Source organism: Enterobacter kobei, assembly GCF_001729765.1.
GTDB classification, from domain to species: Bacteria; Pseudomonadota; Gammaproteobacteria; order Enterobacterales; family Enterobacteriaceae; genus Enterobacter; species Enterobacter kobei.
In genome coordinates, this window is the sequence record NZ_CP017181.1 from 3,105,519 (window position 1) to 3,120,159 (window position 14,641).

The 14,641-nt window shown below is 47.8% G+C and carries 14 protein-coding genes and 1 riboswitch; of the genes, 4 read left to right on the forward strand and 10 right to left on the reverse strand.

Annotated features, from left to right (window positions below):
• Nucleotides 1–5 precede the first annotated feature (5 nt).
• The 9 genes from BFV64_RS14930 to BFV64_RS14970 form a co-directional block, all read right to left on the reverse strand.
• Nucleotides 6–218, reverse strand: a complete 213-nt coding sequence (locus BFV64_RS14930) for a hypothetical protein (RefSeq protein WP_063132586.1) — start codon at nt 216–218, stop codon at nt 6–8.
• Between the two features lie 62 nt (nt 219–280).
• Nucleotides 281–1,297: a major capsid protein gene (locus BFV64_RS14935; protein ID WP_069602231.1), complete on the reverse strand. Its 1,017-nt coding sequence runs from the start codon at nt 1,295–1,297 to the stop codon at nt 281–283.
• Nucleotides 1,298–1,315: 18 nt separating this feature from the next.
• Nucleotides 1,316–1,660, reverse strand: a complete 345-nt coding sequence (locus tag BFV64_RS14940; RefSeq protein WP_069602232.1) for a hypothetical protein — start codon at nt 1,658–1,660, stop codon at nt 1,316–1,318.
• A gap of 643 nt (nt 1,661–2,303) precedes the next feature.
• The gene (locus BFV64_RS14945) at nt 2,304–4,499 is read right to left on the reverse strand and encodes a tape measure protein (RefSeq protein ID WP_069602233.1); all 2,196 of its coding nucleotides are present in this window, start codon (nt 4,497–4,499) and stop codon (nt 2,304–2,306) included.
• Nucleotides 4,499–4,831: a hypothetical protein gene (locus BFV64_RS14950; protein ID WP_069602234.1), complete on the reverse strand. Its 333-nt coding sequence runs from the start codon at nt 4,829–4,831 to the stop codon at nt 4,499–4,501. The genes BFV64_RS14945 and BFV64_RS14950 overlap by 1 nt, the downstream gene beginning before the upstream one ends.
• 117 nt (nt 4,832–4,948) lie before the next feature.
• Nucleotides 4,949–5,521, reverse strand: a complete 573-nt coding sequence (locus BFV64_RS14955) for a hypothetical protein (RefSeq protein WP_235611122.1) — start codon at nt 5,519–5,521, stop codon at nt 4,949–4,951.
• A gap of 14 nt (nt 5,522–5,535) precedes the next feature.
• Nucleotides 5,536–6,282, reverse strand: a complete 747-nt coding sequence (locus BFV64_RS14960; protein WP_069602235.1) for a hypothetical protein — start codon at nt 6,280–6,282, stop codon at nt 5,536–5,538.
• Complete coding sequence (locus tag BFV64_RS14965) at nt 6,257–6,460, reverse strand: hypothetical protein (RefSeq protein ID WP_069602236.1); 204 nt, start codon at nt 6,458–6,460, stop codon at nt 6,257–6,259. Before BFV64_RS14965 ends, BFV64_RS14960 begins: the two co-directional genes overlap by 26 nt.
• Before the next feature lie 88 nt (nt 6,461–6,548).
• Entirely contained in the window at nt 6,549–6,995 is a 447-nt protein-coding gene (locus tag BFV64_RS14970) for a hypothetical protein (RefSeq protein ID WP_069602237.1), read from the reverse strand.
• A gap of 2,872 nt (nt 6,996–9,867) precedes the next feature.
• Between BFV64_RS14970 and BFV64_RS14975 the strand changes: the two genes are divergently transcribed.
• Nucleotides 9,868–10,863 carry a DUF4062 domain-containing protein gene (locus BFV64_RS14975; protein WP_058841495.1) on the forward strand — a complete coding sequence of 332 codons (996 nt, stop codon included), beginning with the start codon at nt 9,868–9,870 and terminating at the stop codon, nt 10,861–10,863.
• A gap of 126 nt (nt 10,864–10,989) precedes the next feature.
• Here the strand turns inward: BFV64_RS14975 and BFV64_RS14980 are convergent, their stop codons facing one another.
• On the reverse strand, nt 10,990–12,342 hold the full coding sequence (locus tag BFV64_RS14980) for a tyrosine-type recombinase/integrase (RefSeq protein WP_058841496.1): 1,353 nt from the start codon (nt 12,340–12,342) through the stop codon (nt 10,990–10,992).
• Between the two features lie 63 nt (nt 12,343–12,405).
• A riboswitch (TPP riboswitch) is annotated at nt 12,406–12,505 on the reverse strand.
• 233 nt (nt 12,506–12,738) lie between these two features.
• Here BFV64_RS14980 and BFV64_RS14985 point away from each other — a divergent pair.
• The 3 genes from BFV64_RS14985 to BFV64_RS14995 all read left to right on the forward strand — a co-directional run bounded on the left by BFV64_RS14985 (nt 12,739) and on the right by BFV64_RS14995 (nt 14,574).
• Nucleotides 12,739–13,719: an IS5-like element ISKpn26 family transposase gene (locus BFV64_RS14985; RefSeq protein ID WP_000019445.1), complete on the forward strand. Its 981-nt coding sequence runs from the start codon at nt 12,739–12,741 to the stop codon at nt 13,717–13,719.
• Complete coding sequence (locus BFV64_RS26065; protein ID WP_081330967.1) at nt 13,701–13,907, forward strand: hypothetical protein; 207 nt, start codon at nt 13,701–13,703, stop codon at nt 13,905–13,907. Before BFV64_RS14985 ends, BFV64_RS26065 begins: the two co-directional genes overlap by 19 nt.
• Before the next feature lie 235 nt (nt 13,908–14,142).
• Nucleotides 14,143–14,574 (forward strand): hypothetical protein, encoded by a 432-nt coding sequence (locus BFV64_RS14995; RefSeq protein WP_045135122.1) that lies wholly within the window; start codon nt 14,143–14,145, stop codon nt 14,572–14,574.
• Nucleotides 14,575–14,641: the final 67 nt, after the last annotated feature.

Genomic DNA, 14,641 nt, shown 5'->3' on the forward strand with positions numbered 1-14,641 from the left:
GGCTCTTATGTTTTCAGTTTTCGTTGTCGCTGTAGGTTGAGGTAATGCTTGATAGCAGAATCGAACCCGTAGGCCTGAATGCGGTCAAGTAGGCTGGAGCGACTACACCCAAGCCTACGCGCTAACGCTGACATGTTGATGATCGCATCATCGCCTTTACCATCTAGAATCCATTGCATAAGCGGCATGTTGCCAGTACCGATCAAAGCTAATTTCATATGTATCTCCTTTCCTTTGCCTCGCCAGCAGCGGGGGCAATGCGCCCCCAAAATCCGCTGTCTTACGCTGCGTCGTCCATAGTGACCTTCAGAACGAAGTCCGGACGCATTGGGATCTGAATCTGTGATAACTCACTGACCACCTCATAGTTCATGAACTTATCACGCAGAACGTAATGGTAAGACGGATAAACCGGACCATTAGCAACTTCAGCATGACGGCTCGCCGGAGTCTGGTAAGTCATATAAGGTGAAAGGTCGCCTTCAACAACATTGGAGAACGTCGCCAGCATATAGCCTTCACCATCTGCAATGCCGTATAGCGGATCGTCAACCTGCACTACAGTTACGCGCCCGATGTTATATCGATCATATGCACCCAAAGTGTCAGGGAAAATGATGTCACGGGACGTAGCACCAAATAGAGCCGCCTGATATGCGGTTGGGTTGCCTTGAATGGCGGTGAAAAGACTCGGACTCGCTAGCAGATAAACCTGCTTGATGCTGGAAGACCAGCCACCCAGATTTTTCTTCAGTAGCGTGACAGCGTTCTGCATCTCAGTAATGACGTTGGCACTGGTGCCAGTTTTCACGGTTGTTGTTGGCTGGCTAATGCCCCAGAAGGTTTGCCAGTTCAGATCAGGGCCTTCACGCAGGTGTGTCGCCTCTACAGTATTGTGAAGAAGACTCTGCGCCATTGCATATTCAACATCACGGCGGGTTTGCAGGTAGTGCTTCAGGGTATGATTAGCAACTACATCTTCAGCGGTCATCTGGCGATTTGTTCCCGGCTGACGTTTCCCCTGCCAATCCTGGCTGGTGATGGTTGAGCTGTAGACATGCAGTGGAGCCTGAACAGTCACGTTAGCCGCTTTAGGGAAGTTTAGACCGGACATTTCAGAACCATAACGGGCAACAGATTTGGTCACTTCACGCTGCACATCTTCCAGTGTGTCGAGCGCGATGATTTGCGTATCACTTGGACGGCTGGTAAAGATCCCCAGGCTGGACAGAAGGAACCCCTCGCCGCTTGGCTTCACGAACTGACCGGAAAGGTTAGTAAAATCACTTAATTTCATATTGTTATCACTCCTTGATTAGATTGCAGTGTTTGCGTCAGCAATGCGGTTGCCTTGCTTAACAAGGGCAGCGTAAGCAGCATCTTTTGCAGCAGCCGCTACAACCAGACCAGATGGATTGAACACACAGCCACGGTCTGAAATGACCAGGCTACGGGCATCACCAGCGATTTGATTTTGCAGTGCAACAGCACAGTTATCAGCATCGGCAGCAACGTATGCCGCGCCAGTGGTCGGGTTAATCACATCACCACAATTCACGTCAGCAGCCAGATCAAGGATCACGGTGCGCTTATGAAAGATCGGTGAATCGGTATAAACCAATACATCCTGTGGGGTTTTGCTTTCGTGTTCGAATGACATATTTTTCTCCATGCAGTTTTATAATCCGGCGAATATGCCAGGAAGAGTTGAAAAAATACCGTCCATAGGACGGCATTCTTTTATTCGTGTTCCAGCAGAAAATCCCCGTTATCTGGTTTGACTCTGTCAAATCGCTACCAGCGATAAAAAAGACCAAGGCGAGAATATCCCGCCTGGTGTAGGTCAGTAGTTTTCTGATGGAGATATTTGGAAAGCATGATCGGTGGGTCACGCTTTAGGAATGAGGGAGCACAGCAGCGGGAGACCTCATATCTTCGCTGCCGCACTCAATGCCAGTTTTCGTCTGACAAGACGGCCTGTCGAGGAGGACAGGACTTGGCAAATCCACCTTGGGTGGAAATCTTTTCTGATACAGCCAGCGGCAATGGCCTAACCTTACCGTGAGAGGGTGCGGATATTGGCTGTATGAGAAAAGGCCCGCACGGTGTTCACACAGGCACTTTAATTAAGGAGAAAGGGAAAAATACATTTGGCTGTTGTAATTCACCTTGTATATTATTTTATCACGGGATTATTTCTTTTGCAACAAATTTCACGGAAACATATTGACTTCTCGATAAATTTGATATGTGGAATTTGCAATATTGAGATAGAGGCGGCATATTCGCCGCCGGTATATTAATTAGCCAGAAATCCCAAGTATTAGATTGGTATTTTTCCTATCCTGCTCTTGTACTTCGGCCTTAATTGCATCGCTGAATTTGCTATCGTCAATGCTGAGTTTAACCTCGTTGGTCACAGTCAGATCAGCCTTGCCTTCAACACTGAACGGCTTTCCAAGGTTCATGCCATAGGCAAGATTATCAATTCCCGGTAGTTGTGCCATGCCTGCGGTAGCTGGTTGAATTCCGGGTAAGGTATTCATCCCCGCAAATGCATTAGTGAAACCTTGAGCATGATCAGCAAAGAAGTTTTTGATGTCAGTCCAAAGGGTAGGCCTGTCGTTGTTGGCCTGCACCTTCTTCATGAAGGCATCAGGATCAGCCTGAATCTCGCTAAGACGATTATTGAGACTTACACCAGCCATGATCGCAGGAAGACCGATAGAGAAGCTCCCACCTTTACCGCCTTTAGCTGGTTTGCCATCTTTCCCTGGTCTGGTGTTATCGGTTCCTGGGGTGGCAATCCCACCAAGAGCACCGATTCCAGCAAGAGTACCAAGCAGACCTTTCAACGGATTCGCGAAGCTGACAAGCCACCTCAATGCGCCAGCTAACTTGAAGATCGCCCCAGTGAAGATCGCAATTCCTGCCGCATATGCTGCTGTATTGCCGAATCCCTCGAATGTCTTGGACAATTGAGGAACATACTTTTTGATCAGCGCTTCAATGAGAATGAAGCTGTTATAGACCGTGTAACCCGCATCGGTGAATCCCGCCGTGATCTTTCCTGCTACCGCGCCGAGGGTCTTAAATGCGTCCTGGTTGCTGTTAATCGCTGAGGTTAACCCATTGAATGTCTCGGTTAACTCATCTCCAAACCCAGCAAGAAATGCATTATTCATAGAATTCTGCATAGAGGTTTTGAGACGCTGAAAAGCTGCACGGTTTGACTTCATGGCTTTTTCAAGCGCTCCACCTGCCCGCGCTGTTTGTGCCATCTCTTCAGCGACAAAAGGAAGGATATCTTTCGACATCAGTTTGCCGTCCTGCATGAGCTTGAATAAATCTTGCTCTGTCAGGTTGGTAGCACCTTTCATTTTATTGAGCGCTTTTACAAACAAACCAACAGCACCAGGGAGACTTTCAGAAAGCTGGCCTTTGAGTTCTTCACTCATAACCTGGCCCTTGCTCATCATTTGGTTAAGAGCCTTCAGCGCTAGAGATTGCTGCTCTGCTGTAGCACCAACAACAAGACCATACTCAGACGTGGACTGGAAAATCTGATGAATCTGGTCAAGTGGCAGTTTCTTACCAACAGCCGCCGAAAATTGTGTGTAATCCTTCGCAGTGCTGAGTAAATCCAGACCAAGGCGATTAGACTGCTGTTGCAGATATTCAAATTCTTTCGCTGCATCTTGAGCTGAACCAGTAATTGCCGTCAGACCAGAGAGAGCACTCTCAAAGTTCTGGCCTGTTTCCATCACACTACGCCCTAAACCAATTGAAGCAGCGATGGTGATAGCTCCCCCAGCATGGTCAAGAAGCGATGTATCAAGGCCCGTCACTTTAGCTTTAACTGGGATGGTAACCGGCTTTTTGACTAACCCGCCCTGCTGCCTTAAACGCTGCTGGAGTTTGCTCACCCTTGCGTTGTACTCGGAAAGGGCAAGTCCGCCCCGATGATACTCTTTAGTAAGCTGTGCGAAGTCCTGAATCGCTTGCGCTCGCTGGCGTGGTGTCAGGTTGTAACCATTGGTGGCAGTGCTAAAGCGAATACCTTTGGTGCGGATCTGCTGAGTGCGTCTCTCTAGGTCGGCCTGTTCACGCTGTGCTCTGATTGCCTCACTGAGACCACGGACACTTTTAGGAACCAGACCGCCCGCTGCTGGGTTACGTGCTGCAATCGCAGCCATACGTTGAGCATGGCGCTGTTCGTTGGTCGCTATACGTGCATTGATGGCACTTTGTTTCTGAGCCTCAGCGGTTAATCGCTGATTGAGCTTCAATCTCTGCGTTTCTGCTCGCGCCTGCTGTAGCTGGGTCTTGCCGTTGGCTTGTTGTAGCTTTCGTGTCGCCTGATCGAAAGACTTTCCCGCTGACTCCGCATATTTTTTCAGGCTCTTGATTTTGTTGCGGGCGCGTGAAAATGAGTTTGAATCGACCTGCCAGGAGACCGTATTAATTAGGCTACTAACAATCTTATTTGTACCGGACATCATTCCCCCTGATTGATAACGTAACCCAGACGATCAAGCGCGGCGCGTTGTTCAGGTGTTAGCTCATCAAGGCTTGCCTTCATCATGAGGCTGACCGGACGCAGATTAGCGCTATAACCTTGGGCCTGGTGGCACAGAGCGATCCCTTTTTCCTTGATGGTTTTGCCACTTTTTGGGGCTGGCTCGCTGGCTGTTGTAGTCGAAGCGGACAGGTAACTCTGCACCGCCTCCGCCAATGCTTCTTCAGCGGATTTGTTCAGATCTTCCGGTTCGTCTGTTCCTGCGGTCATTGCTTCCCAGATACTGGCGCGGATTGCTTCAATGTTATTCATATTGTTATGTTTCCTGTAGAGGTCCAGGCCGTCACGGAGCCATAGAAAACCGGCTACCGCTAACGGCAGAAAGGATAAATATTCAAATAGGGTCAAGTTTCCCCGGCTGGGGTTGGATCAGTGCATCGCAAGGCGATTAACAGCAATTGCTGTTAACCCTTTCAGGTTGTTAGTAGTGCAGGCGTGGTGAACGTCGCTGCGGGTTCTTCTGTTTTCTGGCGACTGTTTCACGATAGGCCACAACAACGGATCAGTATGATCCGGCATTCGAGATGCCATTTCTTTTTCAGTGATTCCTTCACGCTTGAGCAGCGTTACCACGGTGAATAAAGGCAGTTGAAGGTCAGCACAGATTTTTGCCAGCATCGCGCCGGATTCGTAGTACATTCGGGCCATTCGCTTAGTAGCGTACTGACTTGTATTGCTTATCTTGCGACAGCGAGGATTCCACGAGTTATCGTAAAGGCCTTTTACCAGGTCATACGGCAAGCGTAGGAGCAGCGCCGTTTTGCCTGGGGTGTAACCGTGAACGAGCATTTTTTTAGCAGTCTCGATCAGCGAGGTATCACGAGAGCGGGCCTTGTAAAAACGGGACAAATCAGGGGCTTCAGCACCGGAGGTGTTTACCTCGGGTAAAGTGCTTCGCACCGTAAGGGTTTCAGCCGTCAGGCTGTTGGCAACATCACACAATTATTCCTCCAGTATCAGAAAGGGATCGAGTCATCATAATCAAGCGGCAGCTCATCTGCTGGGGCGTTAACCTGTTGTTCTGCTGACGCCGGTGCGGGTACATGATAATTTTGAATAAACAGATTCATGCTGTCCTCATCGCTGCTGATACCATGAGAGAGACAAAACGCTTTTGCTTCTTCATCCAGTCCCCAATTGCGCCATCGCCTCAGCTTGGTGCCTAATTGTTCATCGGTATACCTATCAGAAGCGTTCACCGCATCATCATTGGCAGGTACATCAGCATCGACAGGAGTATCCACATCAGGTAGGCCGTCTGGTTTTCCAGCAACAGGCGCGGCAGGTTCCACCACGAAAGATTCCACATCACGTTTCTGCTCATTCTTACCGCTTTCCTCGGTTTCCACTTTTCTATTACTCACCTGCGTGGAATTATGATCGTCAAGAAAAACCATCAACGATGGATCGAGTTCGACCGGAGAAATTTTGTGTGTTCTCCCCTGCTCTTCCTCAAAAGTGATCATTCCCGCTTCACGAAGCTTGTTCCTGAAATTACGAACGGCTTCGGGCTTGCAGCCGCAACGTTTACCAATCATGCCAACAGACTCGTAATAAGTTCTGCCTGTTTTGTCATAGCTGTAAACCAGAGATAGCAAAATTTTCATGTTGCCATTAATGGTCAGGCCGTTGTACTCGGTAAGGTCGAGAATGCTGTATTCAAGTTTTACAAAATCCTTACTGTCCCGGTTCTGTTTGCTCATTCTGTTCTCCGTAAAGTGTCGCCTTGCTGGCTAATGCTGGTTTGATATCTGGTGTGTTGTCGAAAATGTGCGCGGCAGTCTCCAAGATTTCATTACAGAGCCGTGCCAGTGGCTTATCCTGCCTGTTAGCTTCAGCCAGTAGAGCTTGATAAACGTGCTGCTGGAATTTGATATTCATGCAAGTTGTCCTCCTCGATTTGGGTACAAAAGAAACCTCGCCAGTGGTCGCCCAGAAGGCGAACCGGCTCATGTTTTGTTTAGTTTTGTTAGGCTGCGGTTGCGGTCGGGAATTCACCCGCACAGGTGTAACCGTAGGATTCCAGACGTTCCACACCATCAGTGGCGATCAAGAGTAGGTTCACCTGTTCCAGTGTCAGGTCCAGATTGAGTTTTTCACGATATAGAGTGCGGTAACCCTGGAGTACTGGTGCCAGGATTTCAGTCAGGCTGTGACCCTTGGCGTATTTCTCGCTTAGCGGCTTAAGCACAGTTTTCAACGCTCGCGCCTGCTTCGCCTTCTTCCGTTCCTGTTTCAGAATTTGCAAGCAGACGGCGACCTGTGGGAAGCGAGCATGTACAGCATCCGCGCCACCGTTCCTACTAATGAAGGCCCATAACGCGGACTTGGTGTATTTGCCATTCAGGATGAGATCAGCGATCTGCTCGCCTGTCATAGTGGTCAGGTCGAGACGTTGGGATTTCGGTTTATTCATTGGGTTCTCCGTTTTTGTTAAAATTATTAGCGGAGGTCTTTTTGTACCAATTTTGTATTGCCGTGAGATTGACAAGGGATGTCGTGATGACGGCAGAATTATTCGAGGATTCGTAGGAAAATCATTACCCTACCTATCTATTATATCAGTTTTCACTTCAAAAAGAAAGCTTTATTTTAGCAAGCTTTATAATACCTCATCATCACATTATCAATTACCGAAATCTTTGTCAATAGGGCTAAATCGCTCTGTGACGCGTTCTGCGAGGACCTGTCACCATAGGAGTACATACGCATCACCACCACCATTTAAACGCCGTAGAGACGCGTTGAGGAGGTCAGTTAGTTAACCCGCCTCGCCCCGGAGTGAACCGGACAGATGCAAAGCAGTCCTCTCCGCCGTGCTCCGATCCACATATGGCGAACAAGTTCGCAGCTTCCACACAGAGTGAGAGCGTAGCTCTCTGGCGTAGCCTGTCGGGTTACCCGAGTCACAGAGCGTAGCGATGTGTTAACGAGGGTTAGAAGGTCACGAGATGGCGTGGCTGTTTCACGTCAGCGAAGGTGAGCTTCTTACCACAAACATATCTGAAGTGGCTGACCAGCCATTGCAGAGCGGAGCGATGCAGAAGCATCACTATTAAAACTAACAGAATGACCAACCGTCATTCCGTGCTCTCGACCTGGAGGTACTTTTCTTATCAGTTCTTTTATGGAGATTGTTATTTATTATTATTGTGCTCGAAAATCGACTACCCCCTACTCGAAAATCGTGCAGGTAGGTGCTCGAAAATCGAGGGGGTGGGTACACGAAAATCGCGCAGGTATCACCGGGTGAGAATTTTCCAAGTCATCCACGCGGCCAACGCACTGATGAAAACTTCTGGTTTGATATGTCCGCGTCATGCTTCAATGGCACAATCAACGGCAACACCTGAGGCGGTCCAGACGCCTGATCCGCTCCGAGAATTGATCATCTCCCTCCCCCGCTTTCATCTGAAAGTACCGACCATTCTCCGCGCTGGCTTAAGATTGGCAACCCTATACTAGTTTTCTGTGAAAATTTGGTGGATGATCTTTATCATTGGCTATCCTGCGAACAAAATAGATTAAATGCACCTCAAATACCCTATAACCCGTAGTTAATCATGCTAAAGTGATCACTAAGCGTACAAATCACAAGTCTGTACCTATGGGCGTTATGGTGTGGTGCATGCAGCGAAGCCAGTAATGTCGCGGCCTAAGCAGATCCGTCATCTGTGGCGCAGCTAAACACAATCACCGATCCGCCCTTCCATACCGAAAAAATTAATTTTCTTCGCAAAATCAACGAAAAATCATCCATTTCTGGGCGTGTCAGAGCTTCTCAGCGGGGCGCTGTGCTATGGGTGGGTCAGTTCACGATTGTGTGGAGATAACGCCGCTACGGGCTTCTGGTGGAGCATACGGGACTATTGGTGGGACGGCTTGCGCTGGTGCGGGAAAAGGTACGTATCCGTGACCTGCAAGGGCGGGAGAATTTCGCCAGGTGACGATAGTCCTTCACCCCGTTGTGGTAACGTCGCTGTAGTGGCTTTGTGTCTGCTGGTAAACAGAAAAATGTGCTTTTATGGCGTTTGACACACTGGCAGCCTCAAAGGCCTAAAACCTGAAATTGTGTGGTGACCAGACAAACTCATCCAAAATCCTTGAACAAGAGAACTCACCTCGAATCCTCTCTAATGCTTTCCTTCTGTTGATGAAATCGCTGTTGTGTACCCCGCTTCGCATCAACGCTCCGAAAAGCAATACCTGACTATTCCAGTCAAGTACTTATAAGATACAATATGTTAAATGGCTGTACAATTAGTGAACAGAGGCACTTCAAAACATCAAGTTATCTCCCTTGCGTCAGCCCAAAGCAGCATTGTGTAACTGCACTGCTTGTTGCAGTGAGGCGAGTCGCTGAAAGCATCACGTAGCGATATTTGGCGAAGAAAAGCGCTTTTCACCGAGGGTCTGGGCTGACGGTCTAGCAGATCACCAACTGTTACGAGTGCATTCTTACTTCCATCGTTACGCACACATATATGTTATCTATATGTTGCACGTAACTATCAAAACCACTGGCAACATTCATTATTCTTATAAAGATTGCGCGACATCATGTTGCGCAATTCTGACCTCCCGTTGAAGAAATCAGCACTCGATCAGATTTTGAATTTTTTTTCTTAATTATTGACATCTCTTCCAGGCCTTATGCTGTGTAGGGTTTTGCATTTTTACCCTTTCACAACCTCAATTTAACGTCAAAATCAACCCTTGTGCAGAAAAGAATCATCACTAGAATATCGACTATGTGGGGCCGCTATTGATTGACCACCCCCACATGTAGTGCCGCGCCTGAATTTTAGGCTCAAAAAAACCGGATTCATTTGCATGAACCCGGCTTACAAAGCATGACCAATACGAGTCGCCAAACTCGTATGAATCTTAGCCTTGCCTTCATTTTTGACGGCTTGATTGTGCCAGGCAAAGAGGATCATGTAAACCTTAAAATGACGCTCATAAGGAGCAATGCATGACTATTTGTAAACAATCACACCGTTACAACACTCTTTTCATTAGCTTACCTCACGATCAAGGTGGTGAAGGTCGCCATAAATGTTGTGGCTGCGCTTACGATCAGGGTTACCGCGCTGGCTTGGCTCGCACAGGTCAGGTTTGGGTAGACTTAGCCGCCTTACCTGATAGCCAGGCGGGAACCGTTCGCCACAAAAGTCCTCAAGCAGCGTTTGCTGATGGTTATCGTGATGGTGTGCGTGAATCCTACCGTCACGCTGGTTAATGTTGAATGAAGGGGCTCATGCCCCTTCCTCTTTCAAGGGATAAAAATGGATAAACGTTACCAGGTTTTCGTAAGTTCAACTTTTACGGATTTAGAAGAAGAACGAAAACACGTCATACAAACTCTGATGGAAATGGATTGCATTCCAGCAGGCATGGAGTTGTTCCCAGCAATCGATGAAGGCCAATGGGAGTTCATAAAAAAAGTAATTGATGACTGTGATTATTATCTGCTGATCATTGGTGGTCGTTATGGCTCTGTTGCGGAAGATGGTTTAAGTTACACCGAAAAGGAATTCGATTACGCAGTTTCAAAAGGTTTACGCGTCGTTGTTTTAGTACATGAGAATCCGGAAAATCTACCTTTAGCCAAATCTGAAAAAGATTCTGAACTCAGAGAGAAGCTAGTTGCATTCATAGAGAAGGCCTCAACCAATCGTCTCAGGAAAACATGGGCAACAGCAAAAGACCTACCAGGGTTAGTAGCCCTTAGTATGAGCAAGACAATGAAAACGTATCCAGCAGTCGGTTGGATTAGGGCAAACCAAACTTCTAAAGAATCCGATTTAAGAGCACTTATAGAGTTACAAAAAGAAAATGAACAACTTAGGTTTGATCTTGATCAACTCAAAGCACATAGCCCTAAAACTGAAGAGTTGAACCTCGCTGATTTTGAGAGTGTTTTCGAGTTTAAATGCCAATCTACTTATTTCCAGAATAGCCGTGAAAGGTTATCAATATGGGATGCAAGGATGTCCTGGAAAGACATTTTTGCTCTTATCTCGCCCTATCTTACACAACATCTCAATGAATCAATTGTGTCGCGAACTTTAGGCGATGCAGCCAAAGAAAAAGAAAATCAAAGCGGAAGCTCACCTAAGGTCATATCTCAAGATTTAAAAACTATCTCTATACAATTACAAGCATACGGGCTAATCAACGTTGAAAATCTGAGGACCACAACAGGAAAATATGACTTATTTTGGACTTTGACCACAAGCGGTAAAGATTTAATGATTAAAATCCGAACAATAAAAAAATAAACTCAAGTAGCATCAGAGTAAGTAGTCTTTGTTTCGCCCCCTACGATGGGGGCGATTTTTATACTCCTTCCATGGATACTGCTATTATCTGTTACGCAAATATACCAACCGAGTTAGTGAAATCAATTACCAATCCAAGCCATCAACCACATAGCATACCGTGGATAGCGGGAATGTATGCAGATAGCGCCTAGTGATTCCAGAGCCGCTCTTCTCATGACCAACCACCTGTTGCAAATGCGCCAAGTTGCCAACCCAACCAGCCAAGCAGGTTGAGATCATTGTGTGTCTGAAACTGTGCACCAGGCGGCGTTGTCCGTAATCATCAAGGTAAGGGATTCCAAGTTGATCGCGAACGTCAGCAAGCACTTTGCCGATCTTCGGCATGTTTTTACCCGACACAGGTGAGAAAATCTTCTCTTTCCATTGACGGTTTACAAACTCAAGAAAACCCCACTCGATTAGTTTGGGATGGATCGCCACCTGCCTTGTAGCGTTCTCGGTTTTACCCTGCCCTCCTTCCGCTATCAGGAGATAGTGCCGCTGGCTATCTTCATCAAATTTGATCTGTGATTTTTCCAGCTTGGCGATCTCCCCTCTTCTGGCCCCCGTATATGCCAACAGCAAGGTGATCCACTTCTGCCAACCGTCAGGCTGCTTGAGCGCCCATCCCACGAACTTTCTCATTTCTGCTGCACTATATGCGCCAAACCTTGCTTTCGATGGTGCAGCAACTACACCATCAGTCGGTGATTTCTCCAGAATATCTTTATTGTCAGTCAGGAAGGTTTTAAACAGCGATTTGTAAATCTTCAAATGCTTGTGGATAGACTCAGCGCCAACCAAATCTTCTGGCGGAACATCATCACACTCGATCAGTTGCTGAACCGTCATTGACCGATAAGGCTGCACAACACGCTTTGGCAAGTTTTCAACAACTTCCATCACCTGCTTGATGTCCTGCTTGGTTATCGTCGTTACGTCTGTTGATGCACCGAGGACAATGAACATGACTTCCATAAAGCGCTCATTAGCCTGTGAAATTGCCTTCGTCCAGTTCTGAGCCTTCTCCTTTTTATACATATTCCAAGCGCCAGCCAGTGTTAACACATCCTTTGACTGTGCTTCTGTTTGTTCTTCCTCATCTTCTGAAAGCGCAACAACCTCGCGGTATTCCTGAACAACTATCGGCTGAAGATTGCGCCGTTCTTCACTGAGAAATTGTTGTGCCAGCCATTGTTCATTCTGCTGCTTCAGGCTATTGCCATACTCGGAAAGACGCTTACCGAAGTGATCCGGTTGGATGGTTCCACGTTGAACCAGAGGGATTACAGGAGAAGCAAAAGACATGAGCAACTGCGCCTGGGTGTGGCTGTCAGTCTCCAGCGACTTGCGAAAATATTTATTACCGGGCAGGCGGAAACGAACGTAATAAATCCCGTTGCGTGTGATGGTGTGACGTATGGTTCTGTGGCCCATTCTGAAAGCCTCATTGAGTAATGAACTATCAAAACAGGACGTTAAAGCTAGAAATTTCTTTTTATTTTCAATGAATAACCGCCAGACTACGCTGGCATTATCCAGATCAGGTAATACGGGTATTTCTCAGCCTTCACAAAGAAGGGCACCCCGAGTCAAAATACTTTTGAAACAATGAGTTAATTAACGCTTATTGCTGTTGTTTAGTGTAACCGCGGCGGCGTGCCAGGCGCAAGGGGTTTCGATTTATCGCGGTACTCATAACAGCAGCGACCGGGAAACGAATCACCTTATACACGTTCACCTGCTTATTTTACCGTTTTCTTAAGGAAGGTGCGAACAAGTTCCTGATATGAGATCATCATATTCATCCGGAGCGCATCCCAGAGGGACATCATGAGCCATCAACTCACCTTCGCCGATAGTGAATTCAGCACTAAGCGCCGTCAGACCCGAAAAGAGATTTTCCTCTCCCGCATGGAGCAGATTCTGCCATGGCAGAATATGACCGCTGTCATCGAGCCGTTTTATCCCAAGGCGGGCAATGGCCGACGGCCCTATCCGCTGGAGACCATGCTGCGTATTCACTGCATGCAGCATTGGTACAACCTGAGCGACGGTGCCATGGAAGATGCCCTGTACGAAATCGCCTCCATGCGCCTGTTTGCCCGATTATCCCTGGATAGCGCCCTGCCGGATCGCACCACCATCATGAATTTCCGCCACCTGCTCGAGCAGCATCAACTGGCCCGTCAATTGTTCAAGACCATCAATCGCTGGCTGGCCGAAGCAGGCGTCATGATGACCCAAGGCACTTTGGTGGATGCCACCATCATTGAGGCACCCAGCTCTACCAAGAACAAAGAGCAGCAACGCGATCCGGAGATGCATCAGACCAAGAAAGGCAATCAGTGGCACTTTGGCATGAAGGCCCACATTGGTGTCGATGCCAAGAGTGGCCTGACCCACAGCCTGGTCACCACCGCGGCCAACGAGCATGACCTCAATCAGCTGGGTAATCTGCTTCATGGAGAGGAGCAATTTGTCTCAGCCGATGCCGGCTACCAAGGAGCGCCACAGCGCGAGGAGCTGGCCGAGGTGGATGTGGACTGGCTGATCGCCGAGCGTCCCGGCAAGGTAAAAACCTTGAAGCAGCATCCGCGCAAGAACAAAACGGCCATCAACATCGAATACATGAAAGCCAGCATCCGTGCCAGGGTGGAGCACCCGTTTCGCATCATCAAGCGGCAGTTCGGCTTCGTGAAAGCCAGATACAAAGGGCTGCTGAAAAACGATAACCAACTGGCGATGTTATTCACCCTGGCCAACCTGTTTCGGGTGGACCAAATGATACGTCAGTGGGAGAGATCTCAGTAAAAACCGGAAATAACGCCAGAAATGGTGGAAAAAATAGCCTAAATAGGCTGATTCGATGTGTTTGCGGGAAAAAAATCGGCCCAGATCCGCGAAATTTTAATCAGCGAGTCAGCTTGGGAAGAAATGACCTGCTTATTCGCACCTTCCCTAACCCACTCGTCTCTGGTGAGAATGGCGATGATAGCTAAAAGCATGTTCAGACATATATTTTTATCAGCCACCCTATACCTGATGCTCATTGGTGTCGGAATTTGGATCGGCGTGATGTACGTGTCTTATTTTCTGTGTGATTTATAAGGCTATAAAATGAAGTTGTGCATGATAATCGTGGTCAACGCATTTGTGCTGGCGGGTTGCGTTACGCTAACGCAGCCGAAGCAACAGAGACGAAACCCCCTCACCCTAACTAACTAAGGTTTAGCAATGAAAACGCAAATTACATTGATTGCTCTGTTGTTCGCTGTCGCTGCGCTACCGGCTCATGCCATTAGCTCGCACTATCGTGAGCAGTTAGCGCGTTCAGGATGTACGGAAATGAACGCCAGCGATGGCACGTGCGATATCCATAAAAGCAAAGCCCAAAACCAGGCACAGCAGTCATCGGCTGACATTCACGATCCTTTACGTGAAGCCTCATTCTCATCAGATGCGCTTAATGCCACGATTTCAAACGGCTTTTTTAGCGCCACCATTAATGGCAAGAAGGCGACCATTAAGCGTGTGAACGCTAACTTCTATGAAATTCATGGCGGTGGATTTGTTATCTCTTTGAGCCTTGATGAGAACGGCATAATTGGTGCTTCCTGGAATAAAACGAAGGGTCGTGACCACGGCATTTTGCAGGTTAAACAGTAATAACGATCGCAAGGAGGCCGCGCGCCTCCTTTTACTTCAACGAAAGGCACGATTTGTCACACTCTTT

Coding starts and splice junctions, on each gene's coding strand:
- BFV64_RS14975 (WP_058841495.1), top strand. CDS start 9,868: ATGGATAAACGTTACCAGGTTTTCGTAAGTTCAACTTTTACGGATTTA.
- BFV64_RS14940 (WP_069602232.1), bottom strand. CDS start 1,660: ATGTCATTCGAACACGAAAGCAAAACCCCACAGGATGTATTGGTTTAT.
- BFV64_RS14935 (WP_069602231.1), bottom strand. CDS start 1,297: ATGAAATTAAGTGATTTTACTAACCTTTCCGGTCAGTTCGTGAAGCCA.
- BFV64_RS14945 (WP_069602233.1), bottom strand. CDS start 4,499: ATGTCCGGTACAAATAAGATTGTTAGTAGCCTAATTAATACGGTCTCC.
- BFV64_RS14950 (WP_069602234.1), bottom strand. CDS start 4,831: ATGAATAACATTGAAGCAATCCGCGCCAGTATCTGGGAAGCAATGACC.
- BFV64_RS14995 (WP_045135122.1), top strand. CDS start 14,143: ATGAAAACGCAAATTACATTGATTGCTCTGTTGTTCGCTGTCGCTGCG.
- BFV64_RS14965 (WP_069602236.1), bottom strand. CDS start 6,460: ATGAATATCAAATTCCAGCAGCACGTTTATCAAGCTCTACTGGCTGAA.
- BFV64_RS14930 (WP_063132586.1), bottom strand. CDS start 218: ATGAAATTAGCTTTGATCGGTACTGGCAACATGCCGCTTATGCAATGG.
- BFV64_RS14970 (WP_069602237.1), bottom strand. CDS start 6,995: ATGAATAAACCGAAATCCCAACGTCTCGACCTGACCACTATGACAGGC.
- BFV64_RS14985 (WP_000019445.1), top strand. CDS start 12,739: ATGAGCCATCAACTCACCTTCGCCGATAGTGAATTCAGCACTAAGCGC.
- BFV64_RS14980 (WP_058841496.1), bottom strand. CDS start 12,342: ATGGGCCACAGAACCATACGTCACACCATCACACGCAACGGGATTTAT.
- BFV64_RS14960 (WP_069602235.1), bottom strand. CDS start 6,282: ATGAGCAAACAGAACCGGGACAGTAAGGATTTTGTAAAACTTGAATAC.